The sequence below is a fragment of the Rhodococcus sp. NPDC060090 genome (genome assembly GCF_042729855.1).
In the GTDB taxonomy this organism is placed as follows: Bacteria; Actinomycetota; Actinomycetes; order Mycobacteriales; family Mycobacteriaceae; genus Rhodococcus.
This window is the reverse complement of the sequence record NZ_JBHWXB010000018.1, coordinates 67,892-91,158: the sequence shown is the minus strand read 5'-3', so window position 1 is coordinate 91,158 and position 23,267 is coordinate 67,892. Positions and strand designations below refer to the sequence as shown.

Below are 23,267 nucleotides of genomic sequence, written 5' to 3'. Positions count from 1 at the left end.
GTCACGGTAGAGCGGGGAAGCCACCGTGACACAGCGGTACTCCGACGGTAATCCACGACAGGTTCCTGCCGGGTCGGTATGCGCGCGTATCCTCGCCTACTCTCATGAGCCATGAGCACTGGTGACCGGTCGCTGGCGATCGATTTCGGCACGTCGAACACCGCTGCGGCCGTGACCGATCCGGGGGCGGGCATCCACACGCTCTCGTTGACGCACCATGGCAACCTCATGTCGTCGTCGGTCTTCGTCCGGTCGGTGCCGGTCCGGTCGCTCGACGACATCCTTGTCGGCGATGCTGCGCTCAACGCCGCCGAGTCGGATCCGGGAGCCTACGTTCCGTCGCCGAAACGGCTCGTGAGTCTGCCCGCTGTGTCGGTGCACGGCACACCCGTGCCCCGCACGGCCCTTGTCGCCGCAGTGATCGGCAACGCATATCACCGCGCGCTGCGACACAACAACGCGGTCCCGCCGTCCCGCGTCGTGCTCACCCACCCCGAAGCCTGGTCAGCAGACCTGGTCGCGGTGCTGACCGACGCAGCCGCTCAGGTCGGTATCGATCCGTCCACCGTCGTAACGGTGTCCGAACCACGCGCCGCCGCGCACTTCTACTCCCGCAACACCCCCGTGCCCGCCGGATCGGCAATAGCCGTATTCGACTTCGGGGGCGGCACCGTCGACGTGGCGATTCTGCGCGGTACTCCCGACAACGAATTCGAGGTCGTCGCCGCTGTCGGCGACAATGGACTCGGCGGCAAGAACTTCGACGCACTCGTGCGCGGCTGGGCCGAATCCCAGCTTGCCGACCTCAACCCCGACCTCGCCGAGTACCTGCGCGGATCCGGCCCCGAGCAAGTGCAGGCCCGGCGGGCGCTCGAGGAGTCCGCACGTCGTGCCAAGGAAGTGCTGTCCGATGCGCCGTCCGCGACCGTCTCGGCCGTAGGCGGCCCATGGCGCGAGAACCTGCTCCTGACCCGCGACGAGTTCGAAGACCTCATCACCCCTCAGATCGAGCAGGCGGCCTCGCTCGTCCGCACCGCGCTTACGCAGGGAGGTGTTCCGCGCGATCGGCTGCAGGCGATCTACCTCACCGGAGGATCCTCTCGGATCCCGCTGGTACACAGCGTGCTCGGACAGGTCGGCCCCGTCGCGACCCTCGATGACCCGAAAACCGTGGTGGTGCGTGGTGCGCTCATCGCCACCGGCCGCGCCGGCCGCCCTGCAGCGGCGCCCACGGTGCCGGTGCGTGCCTCTCGGCCGCCGGATCCGTCGAATCCGCCGCGTGTATCCGCCCGAACTCTCGCCGCACTCGGCGCGGTGGTGGCGGTCATCGCCGCAGTCGTCGGTGTCGCGGTGTACTGGCCCGATCTCGGCGCAGGCCAGGGCCCGACCGCGACCGGCGGCCCGGCACCGTCGCCGACGGGCAACGATGTGTTCACCGTCTCCGCCGGAGGATGGTTCACGTGCGCCGATTCTTTCGGTGATGTCAGCTGCTGGGGACTCAACGCCTCCGGTCAGCTCGGCGACGGGACCGCCGATTCTCGATACTCACCCGTCTCGGTCGAGCTCTCCGCGCCCGCGTCCGCGCTCGGCACCGGCCGTGAGCACACCTGTGCGGCCCTGGGCGACGGCGAGACCTACTGCTGGGGTTACAACACTTTCGGTCAGCTCGGCACGGGCACGACCGATCCGAGTACAGAACCGGTACGGATCGACATGCCCGCCCCCGTCTCGGCGCTGAGCGCAGGTGAGGACCACACATGCGCCCTGACAGAGAGCGGCGAAGGCTACTGCTGGGGCCGCAACACCAACGGCCAGATCGGCGAGGAGGGAGCCGACCTGATCGAAGCGCCCCGCCGCATCGACCTGCCCACCATGACGTCGCTGGCAGCGGGAGGCAACCACACCTGCGCGTCCACCGTCGTCGGTGATGTCTTCTGCTGGGGCGCGAACACCTCCGGCCAACTGGGACGCGGACACACCAACGACTCCGACGTCGCGATCGCCGATCCGCTGCAGGTGGAGCTACCCGGCCCCGCCGCGTTCGTCGTGGCGGGGCGCGGACACACCTGCGCCGCCCTCGAGGACGCCCGGACCTATTGCTGGGGTGAGAACGGCTGGGGACAGCTCGGCGACGGCACCAACGACTCGCACTCAGAACCGGTGCTGTCCTCGCTGTCCGGCCGAGCCGTTGCGCTCTCGGCCTCGCTGCGGCACACGTGTGCGCTCACGGAGGACGGCGTCGTCTCCTGCTGGGGAACGACCGACTGGGGGCAGCACACGAGCGCTCCCGGCGGTATCTCGACGGAACCGACACCGGTGGCACTTCCTGCCGCGGCGACGGCCATCACGACCGGTGCCGTCCACACCTGCGCGACCACCGTCGACGACCAGGTGTTCTGCTGGGGCGAGAACGGAAACGGTGAGCTGGGCAACGAATCGACAACGGCGAGTGCGGTACCGGTGCGGGTCCCGGTCTGAGCCGGTGTCGCCGCCGCGACACGTTCCTCCACTTGCACGGGTTTCCGTTGCCTCACGACCCACGGCAACCCGCGCAACGTGGGGAAAGATTCGTGCCGAGCTCGGGGCCATCTGCAAGGACATGCGGTCAAGATCAACTTACGGTTGTCGTACTAGTCTCCTCATTCATGAGAGATGACCGATGGTGGCTCGCGATCGACTTCGGGACATCGAACACTGCGGCCGCACACACCCGGGCCGGTGACGGCACGATCCATCCGGTCTCGCTCACCCACCGGTCGAACCTGCTGCCCTCGGCGGTGTTCGTGCGTGCCGACGGGGAGATTCTCACCGGGGACGCAGCCCAGAATGCGGCGGCCCACCACCCGGACAGGTTCGTGCCCGCGCCCAAACGCCTGATCGCCCAGCCGTTCATCCGGGCCGGCGGCGTAGATATGACGCCGTCGCAGATGATCGCCGCGGTTCTGCGCAGCGTGGTCCGCCGGGCAGCGGCGCTGCACAACGACGTGCCACCCGAACGCGTCGTGCTCACCCACCCCGAAGCGTGGTCGCACGCCACCGTCGCGGTGCTGGTGGAAGCGGCGTCGCGCGCGGGAATCGACCCGGCTGCGATCACCACCGTGTCGGAACCTCGGGCGGCGGCCTACCACTACTCCCGCACCGCTTCGCTGCAGGTCGGCACTGCGCTCGCGGTGTTCGACTTCGGCGGCGGCACCGCCGACGTCGCGGTGCTGCGGGTCGCCGACTCCGGAGCGTTCGACGTCGTGGCTGCGCGTGGCGACAACGCGCTCGGGGGCAAGAACTTCGACGCACTGGTCCGGCGCTGGGCACTCGACCACGTGGCCGACCGCGAGCCCGATCTGCGCGCGGAATTCGCGGACGGGGTCCCCGGCAGCATCGACGCGGTCCGGGCGCTCGACGACACCGCTCGCGCTGCCAAGGAAGTGCTGTCCGAAACTCCCTCGGCGACAGTCGCTGTCACGGGAGCGGGCTCCCGGACGGCCCTGTCGATGACCCGACCGGAATTCGACTCGCTGATCACCCCGCAGGTCGAGTCGGCGGTGAACCTGGTCCGCGGCGCGCTCGCCGATGCTTGGGTGGCGCCCGGGTCGCTGCATGCCCTCTATCTGACCGGTGGATCCTCGCGGATTCCACTGGTACACCAGCAACTGTCGCGGGTGGCACCGGTCGCGACCCTCGACGACCCCAAGACCGTGGTGGCACAGGGCGCGTTGATCGCTGCGCGGCAGATGTCGAGCCAGCCCCAGAATCGCAGTGCGTCTCGGAATTCTGCTGCGTCTTCGAACCCTGAGGCGGGCCCGAACGCTCCGGAATCCCCGCCTCACAGCACCTCGAGGGGTGCTCGTCGAGGTGCCCTCGCGGGGGCTGTGACCGCGCTCGTTGCCGTCGGTGCCGTCGTCGCGTGGAGCAGCACGAGGGACGATTCGGCCGACCCCGGGACACTCGCCGGTGCGTCGACGGGTATCACGACGGTCACCACCATGGCGGTCACCGAGGAGGCCACGACCACAGCCGCGCCCACGACGACCACGACCACGAGGCCCACGACGACCAGGCCCACGACGACACGAACCAGCGCGACACCTCCGCGGAGCGTCGTCGCCGTCACGAACGCGGACGCGCAGGGCTTCGTCGGCGGCGACGGTCCGCGATGCAACGCGGACAACGAAGCCGTCGGTATCGCGCGCACCGCGGACTCGCTGATGGTGGTGTGCCGGACCGGCGTCGACCGCCTCTACTACAAGGGCATCCGCGTCGACGACGGCTCCGGCATCGAGATCGAGGATCCTGTCGCGACCGCGGACGGCTTCAGAGCCACCAACGCGGGCGTGACCTACCGCTTCGACGACAGGGCCCTGCTCATCACCGAGAGCGGAGCCGAACTCGCGCGGGAACCCATGCTCGAATTCTGGTCGGCGTACAGCTGAGGGCGCCGACCGAGTCGGCGCGACACGCCGCGCGAGCGTGACCGCACCGTCCGGTGAGGTCCGCGACGCTCTAGCATCGGGCACGTGAGTGATGCCGCGAGCCGTCCCGCAACTCTGAAGGTCCTCGTGTACAGCGACGACGCCACTGTGCGTGATCGAGTGCAGGCTGCGCTGGGCACGACACTGCACCCCGACCTCCCACTGATCGAGTACGTCGAGGTGGCCACGGCACCCGTCGTCCTCGAGCACCTCGACGCCGGGGGGATCGATCTGGTGATCCTGGACGGGGAGACCGCGCCGGCCGGAGGGCTGGGAATTGCGAAGCAACTCAAGGACGAGATCGATCCGTGCCCGCCCGTCGTCGTGATCATCGGCCGACCCGACGACACGTGGCTCGCATCGTGGTCGCGAGCCGAGGCCGTCGTATCGCATCCGATCGACCCGATGAAACTCGGTCGCGAGGTCGTCCGACTCCTGCTTCCCGGCGCCGGTTCGGCACCCGGCCACTGACCCGAACCGCCCGGTGAGGGCACGAACCCTACTCCTTGCCGAGAGCTCGAACAGGCGGACACGCCGCTCCGAAGAATGCGTGTCGAATCCTGGACAAGTCCGGCGTCATCAGCACTAGTGTGTGTGCCGTGGCTCACAGGACATCGAGTGTCCGTCAGTCGCACGACCGGGGATCGACGTTCGGAACCGGAGGTGCCGATGAACGTCTACGTGCCGATTCTGGTGCTCGGCGCAGTCGCGCTCGCGTTCGCCCTCTTCTCCGTGGTCGTCGCGAGCATCGCCGGTCCGAGTCGTTACAACCGGGCGAAACTCGACGCCTACGAGTGCGGTATCGATCCGACGCCGCAGCCGACCGGCGGCGGCCGATTTCCGGTCAAGTACTACCTGACGGCCATGCTGTTCATCATCTTCGACATCGAGATCGTCTTCCTGTACCCGTGGGCGGTGCATTTCGATGCCCTCGGGATGTTCGGTCTGGTCGCCATGGGGTTGTTCATGTTCAACGTGTTCGTCGCATACGCCTACGAGTGGAGACGGGGCGGCCTGGCATGGGACTGACCGGATGAACCCGAAAATTGTTCTCCGCAAATTGATTGCGCCCGAATAAGATCCACAATCCTGTCGAAGGTGGTAGAAGTCGGACATGGGTCTCGAAGAGAAGGTCCCGAGCGGATTTCTGCTCAGCACGGTCGAAGTGCTCGCCGGGTTCGCCCGGAAAGGATCACTGTGGCCGGCCTCGTTCGGTCTCGCGTGCTGCGCCATCGAGATGATGTCGACTGCGGGGGGACGTTTCGACATCGCTCGATTCGGGATGGAGGCGTTCCGTGCGTCGCCGCGTCAGGCCGACGTGATGATCGTCGCCGGCCGCGTCAGTCAGAAGATGGCGCCGGCTCTCCGTCAGGTCTACGACCAGATGGTCGAACCGAAATGGGTTCTCTCGATGGGGGTGTGCGCGTCGTCCGGGGGGATGTTCAACAACTACGCGATCGTGCAGGGCGTCGATCACGTGGTGCCCGTCGACATCTACCTACCCGGATGCCCGCCGCGCCCGGAAATGCTGATCAATGCGATCCTCGCGCTGCACGACAAGATCCAGCACATGCCGCTCGGAAGCAACCGCGAAGAGGCGGTGCGCGCGGCCGAGCAGGCTGCCCTCGCACAGCGCCCGCTCATCGAGCTGAAGGTGCCGCGCAGATGACCGACGATGCGACTCGCGACTCGCCCGCGCCACCCGATGCCATCGCTGAGCGCCGGGGAATGTTCGGCGTTCGCGACACCGGCGACACCAGTGGCTACGGGCGGCTCGTCCGCCGGATCTCGCTGCCGGGCAGCAGCCCGAGACCGTTCGGCGGGTACCTCGACGACGTCGCCGACACGCTCGAGGATGCCTTGAACGACGCGGACCCCGCCGGGTTCGGCAGCGCGGTGGAGCGGATCGTCGTGTTCCGGGGAGAGCTGACCGTGCACGTACACCGCGAGCACCTCCCGCTGGTCGCACGCACCCTGCGCGACCATTCCGCTCTGCGATTCGAACTGTGCCTCGGCGTCAGCGGCGTGCACTACCCGGAGGACACCGGCCGCGAACTGCACGCGGTGTATCCCCTGATGTCGATCACGCACAACCGGCGCATCCTCGTCGAGGTCGCCGCACCCGACGCCGATCCTCACATTCCGTCCCTCCACACCGTCTACCCGACAACGGACTGGCACGAACGCGAGACCTACGACTTCTTCGGTCTCGTCTTCGACGGGCATCCGGCCCTGACCCGGATCCAGATGCCCGACGACTGGAACGGCCACCCGCAACGCAAGGACTACCCGCTCGGCGGAATCCCCGTCGAGTACAAGGGCGCACAGATCCCGCCACCGGACGAGCGGAGGGCCTACAATTGACGAACGACGCTGCAACGGAATCGGATACCGGCACGACCGTCTACGACGCCGCAGGGCAGGACTGGGACGAGATCAGCGCCGCAGCACGTGCCGCCGGTGAAGACCACATCGTGGTCAACATGGGCCCGCAGCACCCGTCCACCCACGGCGTACTGCGCCTGATCCTCGAGATCGACGGCGAAATGGTGACCGAAGCCCGATGCGGAATCGGCTACCTGCACACCGGAATCGAGAAGAATCTCGAATACCGCAACTGGACGCAGGGCGTCACCTTCGTGACCAGGATGGACTACCTGTCGCCGTTCTTCAACGAGACCGCCTACTGCCTGGGAGTCGAGAAACTCCTCGGCATCACCGACCTGATCCCCGAACGCGCCTCGATCATCCGCGTGATGCTCATGGAACTGAACCGCATCTCGTCGCACCTGGTGGCCCTCGCGACCGGAGGCATGGAACTCGGCGCCACCACACCGATGCTGTTCGGATTCCGCGAACGTGAACTCGTCCTCGAGGTGTTCGAGATCGTCACCGGCCTGCGTATGAACCACGCCTACATCCGGCCCGGTGGCCTCGTCCAGGACCTCCCGTCCGAGGCCGTGCCCAAGATCCGCGATCTGCTGAAGCTCATGCCCAGCAGGTTGCGCGACATGGAGCTGCTGCTCAACGACAACCCGATCTGGAAGGCACGCACCGAAGGAATCGGATACCTCGACCTCACCGGATGCATGGCGCTCGGTGTCACCGGCCCGATCCTGCGCGCCACCGGCCTGCCGCACGATCTGCGCCGGGCCCAACCGTACTGCGGCTACGAGAACTACGAATTCGAGGTCGTCACCCACACCGGAAACGACTGCTACGGCCGCTACCTGATCCGGGTGGGGGAGATGTGGGAGTCGCTGAAGATCGTCGAACAATGCCTCGACCGGCTCCAGCCCGGACCGGTGATGGTACAGGACAGAAAGATTGCGTGGCCGGCGCAGCTGGCGCTCGGCCCCGACGGCCTCGGCAACTCGCTCGAGCACATCCGCACCATCATGGGTACTTCGATGGAAGATCTCATCCACCACTTCAAACTCGTCACCGAAGGCATCCGGGTACCTGCAGGCCAGGTATACGTGGCCGTCGAATCACCCCGCGGCGAAATCGGCGTGCACATGGTCAGTGATGGCGGAACCCGCCCCTATCGCGTGCACTACCGCGACCCCTCATTCACGAATCTCCAGGCAGTCGCCGCGATGTGCGAGGGCGGCATGATCTCGGACGTGATCGCCGCGGTCGCGAGCATCGACCCGGTGATGGGGGGAGTGGACCGATGAGCACCGAACACATCGTGCCGGTGGTAGCGGGGCCGGGGTCTTCGGCGGCAGAACCGGTCTTCGTGCCGCTCGGGCCTCGGCCCGAGGAAGACACCCTGCTGGTGCGAGCCGGTGACCGTCGCAGCTACCCCGGAGACGTCCGCGCCCGCCTCGACGCCGACGCCGCGCAGATCATTGCCCGGTACCCGCACAGCAGATCGGCTCTGTTGCCGCTGCTGCATCTCGTCCAGTCCGAGGACAGCTACATAACCCCGGCCGGTATCGAGTTCTGCGCAGGCCACCTCGGACTGACCGGGGCGGAGGTCGCCGCCGTCGCGACCTTCTACACGATGTACCGCCGGTCCCCGACGGGCACCTACCACGTCGGTGTATGCACCAACGCGCTGTGCGCGACGATGGGCGGCGACGACATCTACACCACCCTCTGTGCGCGGCTCGGGGTGGACAACGGCGGCACCACACCTGACGGCACGATCACGCTCGAACACATCGAATGCAACGCCGCCTGCGACTACGCGCCGGTGATGACCGTCAACTGGGAACTGTTCGACAACCGCACCGTCGGCTCCGCGGCGGCCCTCGTCGACGATCTGCGGGCCGGGACACCACCGGAACCCACGCGCGGGGCCCCATTGCGTACCTTCCGCGACACCGCCCGCCTCCTCGCCGGATTCCCGGACGACCGGCCCGGAGTGCTCGAGGCAGGAGGCAGCGCCGGTCCGGCCTCGCTCGTCGGCCTGCGTCTCGCTCGCGACAAGCACATGCAGGCGCCTCCCGTGTCGGACGAATCCGTGGTGCACGACGAGCCGCTCGACTCCACTCTGACGCCCGTCCTCACCGAGTACTGGGACGACGACCGATCCTGGACCCTCGACACATACCGGCGCCACCGCGGATACGACGCCCTGCAGATCGCGCTGGGTAAAGATCCCGACGAGATCATCGACGACGTCAAACACTCCGGCCTGCGAGGACGCGGTGGGGCCGGGTTCTCGACCGGCACCAAATGGTCCTTCATCCCGCAGGGCGACGAAAAACCGCACTACCTCGTCGTCAACGCCGACGAATCCGAACCGGGCACCTGCAAGGACATGCCGCTGATGCTCGCGACCCCCCACGCGCTCGTCGAAGGCGTCGTCATCTCGGCTTACGCGATCCGCGCGCGACACGCATTCATCTATCTGCGCGGCGAAGCAGTGCCGGTGCTTCGCCGGTTGCAGGCCGCGGTCGCCGAGGCCTACGACGCGGGATACCTCGGCCGCGACATTCTCGGCTCCGGATACGACCTCGAACTCGTCGTCCACGCCGGTGCGGGTGCGTACATCTGCGGCGAGGAGACAGCCCTTCTCGACTCCCTCGAAGGCCGACGCGGCCAGCCCCGTCTGCGACCCCCATTCCCCGCCGTCGCCGGCCTCTACGCCTGCCCCACCGTGGTCAACAACGTCGAATCGATCGCGAACGTGCCGCCGATCATCCGCAACGGTGTCGAGTGGTACCGCTCGATGGGCACCGAGAAATCCCCGGGATTCGCACTGTTCTCGCTGTCGGGACACGTGAACAACCCCGGCCAGTACGAAGCGCCGCTCGGCATCACCTTGCGCGAGCTACTCGACCTCGCCGGGGGTGTGCGCCCGGGACACCGGATCAAGTTCTGGACACCCGGAGGCTCGTCCACGCCGATCTTCACCGACGAACACCTCGACGTCCCACTCGACTACGAGCATGTCGGGGAAGCCGGGTCGATGCTCGGCACCCGCGCCCTGCAGATCTTCGACGACACCACCTGCGTGGTGCGCACCGTGCTGCGGTGGACGGAGTTCTACGCGCACGAATCGTGCGGCAAGTGCACCCCGTGTCGCGAGGGTACGTTCTGGCTCGAACAGATCCTGCACCGGCTCGAACACGGACGCGGCACCGAAGCCGACCTCGAGAAACTGCTCGACATCGCAGACAACATCCTCGGACGTGCCTTTTGCGCGCTCGGGGATGGTGCCACGAGCCCGATCACGTCGTCGCTCGCTTACTTCCGCGACGAGTACGTCGCGCATTTCGAGCACGGGGGATGCCCGTTCGATCCGGGCCTGGCAGCCCTGTCGTCGGTGCACGCGACCGGAGGGGAGAACTCATGACCGCCGCAGCAGAGAACGGAGCCGGCGACACGACCCCCGTCGATCTCGTCACCGTCACCATCGACGACACCGAACTCTCCGTCCCCAAAGGCACCCTGGTGATCCGGGCCGCCGAACTCATCGGCATCCAGATTCCCAGGTTCTGCGACCACCCGCTCCTCGATCCTGTCGGCGCCTGCCGCCAGTGCCTCGTCGAAGTCGAAGGCCAGCGCAAGCCGCTCGCGTCGTGCACCACAGTGGCCACCGAGGGCATGATCGTGCGCACGCAGGCCACGTCACCCGTCGCCGACAAGGCGCAGCAGGGCGTGATGGAACTTCTCCTGATCAACCACCCCCTCGACTGCCCCGTGTGCGACAAGGGCGGTGAATGTCCGCTACAGAACCAGGCGATGTCCAACGGCCGGCCTCAAACCCGCTTCGACGACGTCAAACGCACCTATCCCAAACCCATCGCCATCTCGTCACAGGTACTCCTCGACCGGGAGCGATGCGTGCTGTGTGCCCGCTGCACCCGCTTCTCCGACCAGATCGCGGGCGACCGCTTCATCGACATGCTCGACCGTGGGGCCCTCCAACAGGTCGGCATCTACACCGAGGAACCGTTCGAATCGTATTTCTCCGGCAATACCGTGCAGGTGTGCCCCGTCGGAGCACTGACCGGAAGCTCGTACCGCTTCCGGGCCCGCCCCTTCGACCTCGTCTCGACCCCGAGTGTGTGCGAACACTGCGCCGGCGGGTGCGCGCAACGCACCGACCACCGGCGCGGATCGGTGATGCGCCGTCTCGCGGGCGACGACCCCGAGGTCAACGAGGAGTGGAACTGCGACAAGGGCAGATGGGCGTTCACCTACGCCACTGAACCCGACCGGCTCACCGGGCCGCTCGTTCGAGACTCCACGGGAGCGCTCGTCGCGGCGTCGTGGCCCGCGGCGCTCACCGTCGCTGCCCGGGGGCTCGCTGCCGCTCGCGGCAACACGGGTGTGCTGACCGGCGGACGTCTCACCTGGGAAGAGTCCTACGCATACGCGAAATTCGCACGAATCACGCTCGGCACCAACGACATCGACTTCAGAGCTCGTCTGCACACCCCGGAGGAGACCGGATTCCTCGGTGTCCGGATCGCAGGTACACGCATGTCGGTGACCTACGCCGACCTCGAAAAGGCGCCGGTCGTGCTTCTCGTCGGTGTCGAACCCGAAGAGGAATCACCGCTGATCTTCCTGCGGCTGCGCAAGGCCGTCCAGAAGAGGGGCACGGTGGTGTTCTCGGTCGCGTCACACGCGAGCCGAGGGCTGCAGAAGATGTCCGGAACCCTCCTCGACTGCGTTCCGGGCGGCGAAGCTCGGATGCTCGACGACCTGCGCACCGGCACGCACCCGGAACTCGACGAACAACTGCGACGCGAAGGCGCGATCATCCTGGTGGGCGAGCGGCTCGCCGCAGCACCCGGTGCGCTGACCGCGGCTGCGCGCCTCGTCGACGACACCGGTGCGCGGCTCGCGTGGGTGCCGCGACGGGCGGGAGACCGAGGGGCACTCGAAGCCGGAGCCTTCCCTACATTGCTCCCCGGAGGGCGGGCGGTGGCCGATCCCGAGGCTCGACGCGAGATCGAATCCGTCTGGGGCACTGAATATCCGATACCCGAGGCGCCGGGGCGCGACACTGCGGGCATCCTCGGCGCCGCGGCATCGGGGGAACTGCCCGCACTGGTGGTCGCGGGTGTCGACGTCGCCGATCTACCCGATCCGCCGGCAGCTCGCGCGGCGATCGACGCCGCGGGGTTCGTGGTGAGTCTCGAAATCCGCCGCAGCGAGATCACAGACAGGGCCGACGTCGTCTTCCCGGTGGCTCCCGTCGCCGAGAAGGCCGGCACCTTCATCGACTGGGAGGGCCGTGAGCGGCCGTTCCCCACCGCGCTGCCCGATACCGGGGCGCTGTCCGACCTCCGGATCCTCGATGCGATCGCCGAGACCATGAGCATTCCGCTCGGACTACCCGACGTGGCAGCGGCCCGAACCGAACTCGTCGCGTTGGGACAGCGGCGCAGCACCGGCCCAGAATTCCTCGAGGCATTGTCGTTCCCCGAGGCATTGTCGTTCCCCGAGGCATTGCCGGACGAGGTACCGAAACCTGTTCTGGGTGAGGCTGTCCTGTCGACATGGCGGTTACTCCTCGATACCGGACGCATGCAGGACGGCGAACCGAACCTCGCCGGGACCGCACGAGCACCTGTCGCACGTCTGTCGGCCGCGACCGCCGACGAGATCGGCGCGCGCGAAGGCGAGCCGCTGACGGTGGCGACGGAGCGCGGAGAGATCACCCTTCCGCTCGTGATCGATGCACTACCGGATCGCGTGGTCTGGGTTCCCCTCGCGTCCGAAGGTTCCGAGGTGCACGAACGCCTCGCCGTCGACGCGGGCGCGATCGTGCGGATCCGCGCCACAGTGTCCGTCGGTGAGGAAGCGTCCGTCGGTGAGGAAGCGTCCGTCGGTGAGGAAGCGTCCGTCGGTGAGGAGGCGCAACGATGACCGGGGCAGGATCGGCCGACCTGTCGATGTTCGGCACCGATCCGTGGTGGCTGGTGATAGCGAAAGCACTGGTGATCTTCGCGTTCCTCGTCCTGACGACCCTCGTCCTGATCCTCGCCGAACGCAAGGTCATGGCATGGATGCAGATGCGCGTCGGTCCCGACCGGGTCGGCCCCAAAGGCCTGCTCCAAACCGTGGCGGACGGCATCAAACTGGGCCTCAAGGAAGGCATCATCCCCACCGGAGTCGACAAGCCGATCTATCTGCTCGCGCCGGTGATCGCGACGGCACCCGCCTTCATGGCCTTCGCCGTGATCCCGTTCGGACCCGTGGTCTCGGTGTTCGGCCAGTCCACGCCGCTGCAGCTGACCGACCTTCCCGTGGCCGTCCTCTACATCCTCGCGGTCACCTCGGTCGGGGTCTACGGCATCGTCCTCGCGGGCTGGGCCTCCGGCTCCACCTACCCGCTCCTCGGTGGCCTGCGCTCGACGGCGCAGGTCATCAGTTACGAGATCGCGATGGGCCTGACCTTCGCCGCGGTGTTCCTGCTTGCAGGCACGATGTCGACCTCCGGCATCGTTGCCGCGCAGGAGGGCATGTGGTACGTCGTGCTGCTGATCCCGTCGTTCCTCATCTACTCGGTGTCGATGGTCGGCGAAACCAACCGCGCACCGTTCGATCTCCCCGAGGCAGAGGGTGAACTCGTGGGCGGTTTCCACACCGAGTACTCCTCGCTGCGCTTCGCGATGTTCATGCTCGCGGAGTACGTGAACATGATCACCGTCTCGGCGCTGGCGACCACGATGTTCCTCGGTGGATGGCACGCACCGTGGCCGTTCAACATGGGCGCCTGGGCGAATTCCGGCTGGTGGCCCGTGCTGTGGTTCGTCGTCAAGGTGTGGGGTGTGCTGTTCGTCTTCGTATGGCTGCGCAGCACGCTCCCACGCCTGCGATACGACCAATTCATGGCGCTGGGATGGAAACTGCTCATTCCCGTCGCCGTGATCTGGGTGATGGTCGTCGCTGTCGTGCGGCAACTCGCCGCCGAGGATGTCGTACCGGAATCGGCAACCCTCGTCGTCGCAGGTGTGCTTCTCACCGCAGCGCTGTTCGCCTACCTGACGATCCGTTCCCGCCGCCGCGACAGAAGCCTTTCCATGACCGTCCCGTCGGCCGGGTCCGCTTTCGACCCGATGGCCGGAGGGTTCCCGGTGCCGCCGATCCCGGTCCCCGCTGCACCATCCACATCCGAGGAGTCGAGCGATGTCTGAATTTCTGGGCCCGCTGGCGGGTTTCGGTGTGACCCTGTCGACGATGTTCAAAAAGCCCAACACCGAGTTCTATCCCGAGGTCAAGACCCCCACCGCGCCGCGCTTCCACGGCAGGCACCAACTCAACCGCTACGCCGACGGACTCGAGAAGTGCATCGGCTGCGAATTGTGCGCATGGGCGTGTCCTGCCGACGCGATTTTCGTCGAGGGCGCAGACAACACCGAGACCGAACGCTACTCGCCGGGCGAACGATACGGACTCGACTACCAGATCAACTATCTCCGCTGTATCGGCTGCGGACTGTGCATCGAAGCGTGCCCCACCCGTGCGCTGACCATGACCAACGACTACGAGATGGTCGACGACAACCGCACCGACCTCATCTACACCAAGGACCGGTTGCTGGCACCTCTCGAACCGGGAATGCAGCCACCACCGCACCCGATGGCGCCGGGAGCCACCGACGACGACTACTACCGCGGCACCGTACCGACTCCCGGCGCTTCCGGAAGCGAAGCCGACGGTGACGAGGAGCAGGCGTCATGAGCGCCGCTGCCCTCGCGGCGGAGGCCACCTCGACCGGTGAAGCGGTCCAGTTCTGGATTCTCGGCACGGTCGCGGTGATCGGGGCGCTGGGCGTCGTCGGTGCCGCAAGAGCGGTCTACTCTGCGATCTTCCTAGCCATGACAATGATCGTGCTCGCGATCTTCTACATCGCGCAGGGCGCGTTGTTCCTCGGTGTCGTCCAGGTGGTCGTCTACACCGGCGCGGTCATGATGCTCTTCCTGTTCGTGCTCATGCTGGTCGGTATCGACTCGTCCGACTCGCTCGTCGAAACCCTTCGGGCGCAACGTGTACTCGCCATCGTGGTGGGGATGGGATTCGGGCTCCTGCTTATCGGCGGCCTCGGCAACGCAGCGACCACTACGTTCGTCGGCCTCGACGACGCCAATGCGGCGGGCAACGTCGAAGCACTCGCCGAACTGCTCTTCCTCGACTACGTGTGGGCCTTCGAACTCACCGGCGCGCTGCTGATCACTGCGACGGTCGGCGCGATGGTGCTCGCGCACCGCGAACGTGTACGACCTCGGGAAACGCAACGGGAACGCGCCGAACGCCGATTCCGAGAGGGCGGTCGCGTCACGCCGTTGCCGTCACCCGGCGTGTACGCGCGGCACAATGCGGCGGACGTCCCCGCTCTGTTGCCCGACGGGTCCTTCTCCGATGAGTCCGTCGGCCCACTGCTGCAGCGGATCGGCCGCGACTGGCAGCCGTCGGATCTGGGAGTTCCCGGTCCGGTGGAGACGGAACGCCCGAAGACGGAGGGCCCGAAGACGGACGGCCCAGCGCAGAACACCACAGAGGAGGGGGATGGGGCGTGAACCCGGAGAACTACCTGTATCTGTCGGCGCTGCTCTTCACGATCGGTGCGTCCGGAGTATTGCTGCGGCGCAACGCGATCGTCGTGTTCATGAGTATCGAACTGATGCTCAACGCAGCCAACCTGGCGTTCGTCACCTTCGCCCGGATGCACGGCAACCTGCACGGCCAGGTGTTCGCGTTCTTCACGATGGTCGTTGCCGCCGCGGAAGTGGTGGTGGGACTCGCGATCATCGTCACGATCTTCCGGTCCCGCCGTTCGGCGTCCGTCGACAACGCCAACCTCCTCAAATACTGACCGTCAGGACGGTGAGTGTGACAGCCCACGAAGCGACGAGAGGACGTGCGTCATGAGCTCGTCGATCGCCACGATCATCTGGCTGATCCCGGCACTGCCGCTCGCCGGCGCCGCTGTGCTGCTGTTGGCCGGGCGCCGCAGCGACCCGTGGGGGCATCTGCTCGGATGCGCTACGGCGATCGCCTCGTTCGTACTCGGATTCGTTGCATTCTTCGACATGGTCGGTGCCACTGCCGCCGAACGAACAGTGCAGGAAACTCTGTTCGTCTGGGTGCCGGTCGACAGTCTGCGGGTCGACTTCGGACTGCAACTCGACCAGCTGTCCATGTGCTTCGTCCTGCTGATCACGGGAGTCGGGTCGCTGATCCACCTCTACTCGATCGGCTATATGGCGCACGACGATGCCCGACGCCGCTTCTTCGCCTATCTGAACCTGTTCCTCGCGGCGATGCTGCTTCTCGTGCTCGCCGATAACTTCCTCGGCCTGTATCTCGGCTGGGAGGGTGTCGGCTTGGCGTCGTACCTGCTCATCGGGTTCTGGCAGCACAAACTCGCCGCCGCGACCGCCGCGAAGAAGGCGTTCGTCGTCAACCGGGTCGGCGACATGGGTCTGCTCGTCGCCCTCATGGTCATGTTCGCGACCTTCGGCACCCTCTCGTACGACGAGGTGTTCGCCGCAGTCCCCGCCGCGAGCGAAGGAACACTCACCGCACTCGGTCTTGCGTTGCTCCTCGCCGCCTGCGCGAAATCCGCGCAGCTGCCACTGCAGTCGTGGCTCGGCGACGCGATGGAAGGCCCCACACCGGTGTCCGCGCTCATCCACGCCGCGACGATGGTCACCGCGGGGGTCTACCTCATCACCCGCGCCCACGCGATCTTCGACGCGGCGCCCGTTGCCCAGCTCGCGGTCGTCATCGTCGGCACCGCAACGCTGTTGTTCGGCGCGATCATCGGCTGCGCGAAGGACGACATCAAGAAGGCGCTTGCCGCGTCGACGATGAGTCAGATCGGGTACATGGTGCTTGCGGCGGGGCTCGGTCCGGCCGGATACGCATTCGCGATCCTGCACCTGCTCACCCACGGATTCTTCAAGGCCGGGCTGTTCCTCGGCGCCGGGTCGGTGATGCACGGAATGAACGACGAGACCGACATGCGACGCTATGGCGGGCTGCGCACACTCATGCCCCTCACTTTCATCACGTTCGGTCTCGGATACCTGGCGATCATCGGAATCCCACCGTTCGCCGGTTTCTTCTCGAAGGACAAGATCATCGAGGTGGCGTTCGCCGAGCCCGGCGCGAAGGGCGTGATTCTCGGTGTCGCCACACTGTTCGGCGCGGGCCTGACCGCGTTCTACATGAGCCGCGTGATGATCATGACGTTCTTCGGGGAACGTCGGTGGAAGGACGATGCCGATCCCCACGAATCCCCGGGCATCATGGTGTGGCCGATGATCCTGCTCGCCGTGGGGTCCGTCGCCGCCGGTGGCCTCCTCGTTCTCGGTGGGTCGCTGCAGAATTGGCTCGAACCCGTTGTCGGATCGGAGCATCACGAAGGTGGCCTTCCGGTGTGGCTGGTCACGCTCATGACCCTCGCCGTGGTCCTCGTCGGTGTCGCGCTCGCCTACCGCGAGTACGCGAGGCGTCAGATCCCCGAGACGGCGCCCGACGACGTGTCGGCGCTGACCGTCGCCGCGCGCCACGACCTCTACGGCGACGCGTTCGACGAAGCGGCCTTCATGCGACCCGGCCGAGGAATGGTGCGCACTCTGGTGGCAGTCGAGAACACCGGCGTGAACGGCGTCGTCTCCGGTACCTCTGGCGCAATCGCCGGGTTGTCGAGTTCGTTGCGTCGCCTGCAGACCGGTTTCGTGCGGTCATATGCGCTGTACATGTTCGCCGGTGCGGCAGTCGTGGTCGCAGCGCTGATGCTGGTGCGGTTGTGAGGGGGTGAGCCGAGCATGAACGAATTTCCGTGGTTGACGATCCTGTGGGTGCTCCCGGTCGTCGGTGCAGTCCTCGTCCTCGCGGTGCCCGCGCGGATGCGGACGCTCGCGAAGGGCGTAGCCGTGGTCGCCGGGGTGCTGACCCTCGCTGTCGCGGTGGTGCTCGCAGCGAGCTTCGAACCCGGCGGTGAGCAGTTCCAGTTCGTCGAATCGCACACGTGGATCCCCGCGTTCGGCGCCGGCTACACGCTCGGCATCGACGGCATCGCGCTGGTGCTCGTGCTGTTGACCACGGTGCTCGTGCCGCTGCTCCTAATCGCCGGATGGCACGACGATCGGCACGCCGTCGTGGAGGCCGCGCCCGCATCCCGGCCCCGCGCCGCCCACACCTACACGGCGCTGATTCTGCTCGTCGAGGCGATGGTGCTCATCTCCTTCGTCTCACTCGACATCCTGCTGTTCTATGTCTTCTTCGAAGCGATGCTCATCCCGATGTACTTCCTCATCGGCGGGTTCGGTGGTCGCGGAAGCGAGCGAACCCAGCGTTCCCGCGCCGCGGTGAAGTTCTTGATCTACAACCTGTTCGGTGGCCTGATCATGTTGGCGGCCGTCATCGGCCTGTATGTCGTCACCGCGCAGGCCGGGCTGGGGGAGTCGGGCACGGTCGGCACCTTCGACTTCCGGCGCATCGCCCTCGCTGCCTCATCGGGCGAACTGGGCGCGACCCCTGCGGTACTGAACGCGCTGTTCCTCGGCTTCATGTTCGCGTTCGCCGTCAAAGCCCCATTGTGGCCACTGCACGGCTGGCTTCCCGACGCGGCGGTGCAGACCACACCGGTGTCCGCGGTGCTCATGATGGCGGTGGTCGACAAGGTCGGCACCTTCGGCATGCTGCGGTACTGCCTGCAGTTGTTCCCCGATGCCTCGACCTACTTCGCGCCGTTCATGGTGACTCTCTCGGTGATCGGCATCGTCTACGGCGCGATGCTTGCAATCGGGCAGACCGACGTGATGCGACTGATCGCGTACACCTCCATCTCGCACTTCGGGTTCATCATTCTCGGTATCTTCGCGATGACCAGTCAGGGGCAGGCGGGGTCGACGCTGTACATGGTCAACCACGGCATCTCCACCGCGGCGCTGTTCCTGATCGCCGGGTTCCTGGTGTCGCGGCGCGGTTCCCGCGCGATCGCGGCATACGGCGGCGTCCAGAAAATCGCACCGATCCTCGCGGGCACGTTCCTCGTCGCGGGACTTGCCACGCTGTCACTGCCGGGTCTCGCGCCGTTCGTCAGTGAATTCCTCGTCTTCGTCGGCACCTATCCGCGATATCAGGTCGCGGCGATCATCGCGACCATCGCGCTGGTCCTGTCTGCGTTGTACGTGCTGTGGCTGTACCAGCGCATGATGGGAGGACCGGTGCGCGCCGACTCCGACCCGGCTCCCGGTGGCTCATCGGCCGACGATTCGAGTGAGGGGCACGCAACCTCGATCACCGATCTCGTGCCCCGCGAGATCCTCGTGGTCGCACCGCTGATCGCATTGTTGATCGTCCTCGGCGTCTATCCGAGACCGGTGCTCGACGTGATCACCCCCGCGGTCGACCACACCCTCGTCCACGTCGGCGAGCAGGATCCCGAACCGCTCGTGCCACCCGAGCGGCCCGTGGCAGAAAGGGAAGCCGGTATCGGCTCCGGAGGAGGTGCACACCGGTGAGGTCTTCCGACAGCGTCGACAGCACAGTGATTGTCGACAGCACAGTGGTTCTCGCCCAATCGTTGCCGGCTCCCGCCATCGACTACGGCGTGCTCAGCCCGATGCTCATCGTGTTCGGCGTGGCTGTAGTGGGGGTCATCGTCGAAGCATTCGCACCGGCCCGCGGACGCTACGCGAGTCACCTGGTGCTGGCGTTCGGCGGCCTGATCGCGGCGCTCGTCGCAGTGGTGGTGCTCGCCGGAACCGAGACGGCCACGGCGGCCGGTGCCGTGGTGGTCGACGGCCCGGCACTGTTCCTGCAGGGCGCGATTCTCATCGTGTCGATTCTCGCGGTTGCGCTCGTTGCCGAGCGCGGTGTGGAGAGTGCGCGGTCGACCGCGGACGCCGCACTGGCATCGGTCGGTGCGGAGACGCGTACTCGAACGGATGCCTTCACTCCGCAGGCCGCATCGGTACCCGGCAGCGCGGCCGAACAGGAAGCCACCGACGCGGGGATCGCCCGCACCGAGGTGTTTCCGCTGGTGCTGTTCGCGGTCGGCGGCATGATGCTCTTCCCCGCGTCGGACGACCTCCTGACGATGTTCATCGCGCTCGAAGTGTTGTCGTTGCCGCTGTATCTGCTGTGCGGGTTGTCGCGTCGTCGGCGGTTGCTGTCGCAGGAGGCGGCGCTCAAATACTTCCTGCTCGGTGCGTTCTCGTCGGCGTTCTTCCTCTACGGTGTCGCGTTGCTGTACGGGTACGCGGGCACCGTCTCGCTGGCCGGTATCGCCGACACCGTGGCATCGGGTACCGGCAGTGACGCCACGGCTCTCATCGGCGTCGGTCTGCTGTCGGTGGGGTTGCTGTTCAAAATCGGTGCGGTGCCGTTCCATTCGTGGACACCCGATGTCTATCAGGGCGCACCCACCGCGGTGACGGCGTTCATGGCGGCCGCGACGAAGATTGCGGCGTTCGGTGCGCTGCTCCGTGTTCTCCATGTCGCGGTGCCGGGTCTGAGCGACGAGTGGCGACCGATCCTCTGGGCAGTGGCCATCGCCACCATGCTGGTCGGTGCGGTTCTGGCGGTGACACAGACCGACGTCAAACGGATGCTGGCGTACTCGGCGATCAGCCACACGGGTTTCGTGCTGACCGGAGTCGTGGCCGCGAATGAGCAGGGAGTTTCGTCGACACTGTTCTATCTGCTCGTCTACGGGATAGGCACGGTCGGAGTGTTCGCCGTGGTCACCCTTGTGCGCGACCCGGACGGAGAAGCGTGGGATCTGTCCCGCTGGGAGGGGGCCGGACGGCGTTCACCGCTTCTCGGCGGTGTATTCGCACTGTTCTTGTTGTCGATGGCAGGAATTCCGCTCACCGGCGGATTCATCGCGAAACTGGGTGTGTTCAGTGCCGCGATATCGGGGGGTGCGCTGCCCCTGGTGATCGTGGGTGTGGTCGCGAGCGCGATCGCCGCCTACTTCTATGTGCGGGTAATCGTCTTGATGTTCTTCCGCGACCCTCCGGCCGATGCACCGGCGATCGTGATGCCGAGCGTGCTCACGACAGCCACCATTGTGGTGACTGCCGTGATCACGTTGCTTCTCGGTATCGTGCCGCAACCGCTGCTCGACCTTGCAGGGCAGGCAGCTCCGTTCCTGTCCTGAGCAGCCCGCCCGTGGTGTCAGTTCGACGACTGCTCTCGTGCCTGCTCGAGCCACTCGACACCCGCGCGCGGATCGTCGACGGTACCGCCGTTGAAGCCGAGCTCGAGTCCGCGGCGCACCTCCTCGAGGCTCCGGACCGGCCATGCCGCCATCTCGTATCCGGCATCGTGGATACGGTCGACGAGTTCGTCGGTCAGTCCGTCCCATCCGCAGTAGAACGCGGTGGCCTCGACCTCCGCGAGCACCGTCTCGATGCCGCTCGGGTGACGCTCTGCGTCCGGGTAGCCGTGGGTGATCAGGCCGCGGGAGATCTCCGGGGCCAACGCATGCATGCGGCGCAGAGCCTCCGGCCGAAAGCTCGTGAACCGGATGCGTTCGGCGTCGGCAGGATGCAATTCGTCGACGACGCGGGCGATCTCGTCGCACGCTTCGACCGCTTTGATCTCGACCTGCAGGGGCACTGTGGTCTCGGCGATCACCTCCGCGAGGGTCGGCACGTAGCGACCCTCCCCGACGTCGACCGCCTTGATCTGCTCGTATGTCAGCTCTGCAACCGGGCCGAGCCCGCGACCATCCTCGTTCGCGGCGGTGCGGTCGAGGGTCGCATCGTGCAACACGATCGCGACACCGTCCGCGGACAGACGAATGTCGAACTCGAGCTCGTGGACCCCGATCTCCTCGGCGAGCCGGAATGACTCGAGGGTGTTCTCGGGCGAAAGGTCTCGTGCGCCACGGTGTCCGACGACAGCGTATGTGTCGCGTCGGCCGCTCTTCTTGGTGGTCTCGGTGTGCATCAGGCAACAAGCTCCTCGTACTGCGGGCGGATGTCTTCGATGTCGCGGCGAATGACCGCGGCCGCGGCGCCCAGGGCGGCCGCAGGGTCGGCGTTCTCGGTGTAGAGCTTCTGGATGACGGTGCGCATCTCGAGGATGGTCGAGCCCACATACAGGCGGGCAGGATCGGGCTGGCGGGCCCGGTCGAGCTGCTCCACCGCGAGTCCGTAGTTGGGATCCTCGGCGATGCGCGAGGTGACGATCGGCGATCGGGTGGCGCCCTTCGTCGCAGGCAGGTAGCCGGTACCGACAGCCCATTCGGCGGCTTGTTCGTCGCCGGAAAGGAACTCGATGACCTTCGCTGCCGCGGCCTTGCGCTCGGGATCTGCGTTCTTGAGGATGCCCAATCCGGCGCCACCGGTAGGGACACCGGTGTCCGCTTCGACCGGGAGGAAGCCGGCGCCCAATTCGAAGCCGGCGGCCTCGGCGCCCTTGGTCAGGCCGGTGAGCGATCCCGTGGAGTTGGTGATCGTCGCGACGAGTCCGTTGGTGAAGTCGGTGTTCATCTCCTGGGCCAGATAGCCGATCTTGTCGTCGTTGACGCAGGCGCGGTCGAATTCGGCCGCCGCGATTGCCTCGGCGGAGTCGACCGTCACGTCCAAGCCCTCGGACAGCGCTCCGCCGTAGTTCCACAGCAGACCCTGGAAATACCAGTCGTCGGATCCGGTGTAAGCGCGCATCATGAGCTTGTTGCCGCGGTAGTCGCGGCCGGTGATCCGGTTGCCCCAGTCCCGGAACTCGTCCCACGTCTCGGGGGCACGGTCGGGGAGACCGGCTTGCGCGAAGATCTCCTTGTTGTAGTAGAACAACGGTGTCGACCGGCCGAACGGCAGCCAGTACGGCTCGTCGCGTACGACGCCTTCGGCGTAGAGCCGGTCGTGGTAGGTGTCGGCGTTCCACGTGTCGGTGAAATAGCTGCTGAGCGGTTCCATATGACCCGACAGGAAGAATTTGTTCCACGACACGTCGGAGAAGATGGCGAGCTCGGGAACCTGCCGGGCCTGTAGTCCGGCGGACAGCTTCTCGGTCAAGCCGTCGTATCCCTGGAATACCTGGATCTCGACGTAGATGTCTTGCTGCGACTCGTTGAACTTGTTGATGAGATTCGCCAGAACTTCACCGTTGGTACCCGACCATCCGCTCCAGAACACGACATTCTGCCGTCCCGCGAACTGCGACGGGGCAGCGACGTCGGGCTGGGCGAAGCCTCCCGACACAGAGCCGCCCCCGGGTGCGCCACAGGCAGCGAGAATCGGGATCGACGCGGCTGCGCCGCCGGCAATGGTCAGAAAGCGGCGCCGGCTGAGCTGCGATGCACTCAGCGTACGTCCACGGGTGAACAACGACATGGGATTTCTCCTGGGTTGCGAAATGAAC

18 protein-coding genes are annotated in these 23,267 nt (G+C 66.5%); 16 read left to right on the top strand and 2 right to left on the bottom strand.

What is annotated here, in order from left to right; translation table 11 throughout:
- Positions 1 to 111: 111 nt before the first annotated feature.
- From ACFWCF_RS22260 to nuoN, 16 genes are all read left to right on the top strand, one after another.
- Positions 112 to 2,478, top strand: coding sequence for an Hsp70 family protein (locus ACFWCF_RS22260; protein ID WP_378566117.1), 2,367 nt, complete (start codon positions 112 to 114; stop codon positions 2,476 to 2,478).
- A 167-nt stretch (positions 2,479 to 2,645) separates the two neighbouring features.
- Complete coding sequence (locus ACFWCF_RS22255; protein ID WP_378566114.1) at positions 2,646 to 4,427, top strand: Hsp70 family protein; 1,782 nt, start codon at positions 2,646 to 2,648, stop codon at positions 4,425 to 4,427.
- An 84-nt stretch (positions 4,428 to 4,511) separates the two neighbouring features.
- Entirely contained in the window at positions 4,512 to 4,937 is a 426-nt protein-coding gene (locus tag ACFWCF_RS22250) for a hypothetical protein (protein WP_378566111.1), read from the top strand.
- Positions 4,938 to 5,135: 198 nt separating this feature from the next.
- Positions 5,136 to 5,495 (top strand): NADH-quinone oxidoreductase subunit A, encoded by a 360-nt coding sequence (locus ACFWCF_RS22245; RefSeq protein ID WP_378566108.1) that lies wholly within the window; start codon positions 5,136 to 5,138, stop codon positions 5,493 to 5,495.
- A gap of 85 nt (positions 5,496 to 5,580) precedes the next feature.
- On the top strand, positions 5,581 to 6,135 hold the full coding sequence (locus tag ACFWCF_RS22240) for a NuoB/complex I 20 kDa subunit family protein (RefSeq protein WP_378566105.1): 555 nt from the start codon (positions 5,581 to 5,583) through the stop codon (positions 6,133 to 6,135).
- Positions 6,132 to 6,830 carry an NADH-quinone oxidoreductase subunit C gene (locus ACFWCF_RS22235; RefSeq protein WP_378566102.1) on the top strand — a complete coding sequence of 233 codons (699 nt, stop codon included), beginning with the start codon at positions 6,132 to 6,134 and terminating at the stop codon, positions 6,828 to 6,830. Before ACFWCF_RS22240 ends, ACFWCF_RS22235 begins: the two co-directional genes overlap by 4 nt.
- Entirely contained in the window at positions 6,827 to 8,146 is a 1,320-nt protein-coding gene (gene nuoD, locus ACFWCF_RS22230; protein WP_378566099.1) for an NADH dehydrogenase (quinone) subunit D, read from the top strand. The genes ACFWCF_RS22235 and nuoD overlap by 4 nt, the downstream gene beginning before the upstream one ends.
- Entirely contained in the window at positions 8,143 to 10,275 is a 2,133-nt protein-coding gene (nuoF, locus tag ACFWCF_RS22225; RefSeq protein WP_378566096.1) for an NADH-quinone oxidoreductase subunit NuoF, read from the top strand. The genes nuoD and nuoF overlap by 4 nt, the downstream gene beginning before the upstream one ends.
- Positions 10,272 to 12,803: an NADH-quinone oxidoreductase subunit G gene (locus ACFWCF_RS22220; RefSeq protein WP_378566093.1), complete on the top strand. Its 2,532-nt coding sequence runs from the start codon at positions 10,272 to 10,274 to the stop codon at positions 12,801 to 12,803. The genes nuoF and ACFWCF_RS22220 overlap by 4 nt, the downstream gene beginning before the upstream one ends.
- Positions 12,800 to 14,074 (top strand): NADH-quinone oxidoreductase subunit NuoH, encoded by a 1,275-nt coding sequence (nuoH, locus tag ACFWCF_RS22215; protein WP_378566091.1) that lies wholly within the window; start codon positions 12,800 to 12,802, stop codon positions 14,072 to 14,074. Before ACFWCF_RS22220 ends, nuoH begins: the two co-directional genes overlap by 4 nt.
- Entirely contained in the window at positions 14,067 to 14,621 is a 555-nt protein-coding gene (nuoI, locus tag ACFWCF_RS22210) for an NADH-quinone oxidoreductase subunit NuoI (protein ID WP_378566088.1), read from the top strand. The genes nuoH and nuoI overlap by 8 nt, the downstream gene beginning before the upstream one ends.
- Positions 14,618 to 15,457, top strand: a complete 840-nt coding sequence (locus tag ACFWCF_RS22205; RefSeq protein WP_378566085.1) for an NADH-quinone oxidoreductase subunit J — start codon at positions 14,618 to 14,620, stop codon at positions 15,455 to 15,457. The genes nuoI and ACFWCF_RS22205 overlap by 4 nt, the downstream gene beginning before the upstream one ends.
- Entirely contained in the window at positions 15,454 to 15,753 is a 300-nt protein-coding gene (gene nuoK, locus ACFWCF_RS22200; RefSeq protein WP_054719375.1) for an NADH-quinone oxidoreductase subunit NuoK, read from the top strand. Before ACFWCF_RS22205 ends, nuoK begins: the two co-directional genes overlap by 4 nt.
- Before the next feature lie 52 nt (positions 15,754 to 15,805).
- Positions 15,806 to 17,698: an NADH-quinone oxidoreductase subunit L gene (gene nuoL, locus ACFWCF_RS22195; protein WP_378566082.1), complete on the top strand. Its 1,893-nt coding sequence runs from the start codon at positions 15,806 to 15,808 to the stop codon at positions 17,696 to 17,698.
- Between the two features lie 15 nt (positions 17,699 to 17,713).
- On the top strand, positions 17,714 to 19,414 hold the full coding sequence (locus tag ACFWCF_RS22190; protein WP_378566079.1) for an NADH-quinone oxidoreductase subunit M: 1,701 nt from the start codon (positions 17,714 to 17,716) through the stop codon (positions 19,412 to 19,414).
- Between the two features lie 29 nt (positions 19,415 to 19,443).
- Positions 19,444 to 21,057, top strand: coding sequence for an NADH-quinone oxidoreductase subunit NuoN (nuoN, locus tag ACFWCF_RS22185; protein ID WP_378566179.1), 1,614 nt, complete (start codon positions 19,444 to 19,446; stop codon positions 21,055 to 21,057).
- A 17-nt stretch (positions 21,058 to 21,074) separates the two neighbouring features.
- Here the strand turns inward: nuoN and ACFWCF_RS22180 are convergent, their stop codons facing one another.
- A complete protein-coding gene (locus ACFWCF_RS22180) occupies positions 21,075 to 21,851 on the bottom strand; it encodes a glycerophosphodiester phosphodiesterase (RefSeq protein WP_378566077.1) in 777 nt (258 codons plus the stop codon).
- Positions 21,851 to 23,239, bottom strand: a complete 1,389-nt coding sequence (locus ACFWCF_RS22175) for an extracellular solute-binding protein (protein WP_378566074.1) — start codon at positions 23,237 to 23,239, stop codon at positions 21,851 to 21,853. The genes ACFWCF_RS22180 and ACFWCF_RS22175 overlap by 1 nt, the downstream gene beginning before the upstream one ends.
- Between the last annotated feature and the right edge of the window lie 28 nt (positions 23,240 to 23,267).

Excerpts from the sequence above, each read along its gene's own strand:
- ACFWCF_RS22260 (WP_378566117.1), top strand. The coding sequence starts at position 112 with ATGAGCACTGGTGACCGGTCGCTGGCGATCGATTTCGGCACGTCGAAC.
- ACFWCF_RS22255 (WP_378566114.1), top strand. The coding sequence starts at position 2,646 with ATGAGAGATGACCGATGGTGGCTCGCGATCGACTTCGGGACATCGAAC.
- ACFWCF_RS22245 (WP_378566108.1), top strand. The coding sequence starts at position 5,136 with ATGAACGTCTACGTGCCGATTCTGGTGCTCGGCGCAGTCGCGCTCGCG.
- ACFWCF_RS22240 (WP_378566105.1), top strand. The coding sequence starts at position 5,581 with ATGGGTCTCGAAGAGAAGGTCCCGAGCGGATTTCTGCTCAGCACGGTC.
- ACFWCF_RS22235 (WP_378566102.1), top strand. The coding sequence starts at position 6,132 with ATGACCGACGATGCGACTCGCGACTCGCCCGCGCCACCCGATGCCATC.
- nuoF (WP_378566096.1), top strand. The coding sequence starts at position 8,143 with ATGAGCACCGAACACATCGTGCCGGTGGTAGCGGGGCCGGGGTCTTCG.
- ACFWCF_RS22220 (WP_378566093.1), top strand. The coding sequence starts at position 10,272 with ATGACCGCCGCAGCAGAGAACGGAGCCGGCGACACGACCCCCGTCGAT.
- nuoH (WP_378566091.1), top strand. The coding sequence starts at position 12,800 with ATGACCGGGGCAGGATCGGCCGACCTGTCGATGTTCGGCACCGATCCG.
- nuoI (WP_378566088.1), top strand. The coding sequence starts at position 14,067 with ATGTCTGAATTTCTGGGCCCGCTGGCGGGTTTCGGTGTGACCCTGTCG.
- ACFWCF_RS22205 (WP_378566085.1), top strand. The coding sequence starts at position 14,618 with ATGAGCGCCGCTGCCCTCGCGGCGGAGGCCACCTCGACCGGTGAAGCG.
- nuoL (WP_378566082.1), top strand. The coding sequence starts at position 15,806 with ATGAGCTCGTCGATCGCCACGATCATCTGGCTGATCCCGGCACTGCCG.
- ACFWCF_RS22190 (WP_378566079.1), top strand. The coding sequence starts at position 17,714 with ATGAACGAATTTCCGTGGTTGACGATCCTGTGGGTGCTCCCGGTCGTC.
- ACFWCF_RS22180 (WP_378566077.1), bottom strand. The coding sequence starts at position 21,851 with ATGCACACCGAGACCACCAAGAAGAGCGGCCGACGCGACACATACGCT.
- ACFWCF_RS22175 (WP_378566074.1), bottom strand. The coding sequence starts at position 23,239 with ATGTCGTTGTTCACCCGTGGACGTACGCTGAGTGCATCGCAGCTCAGC.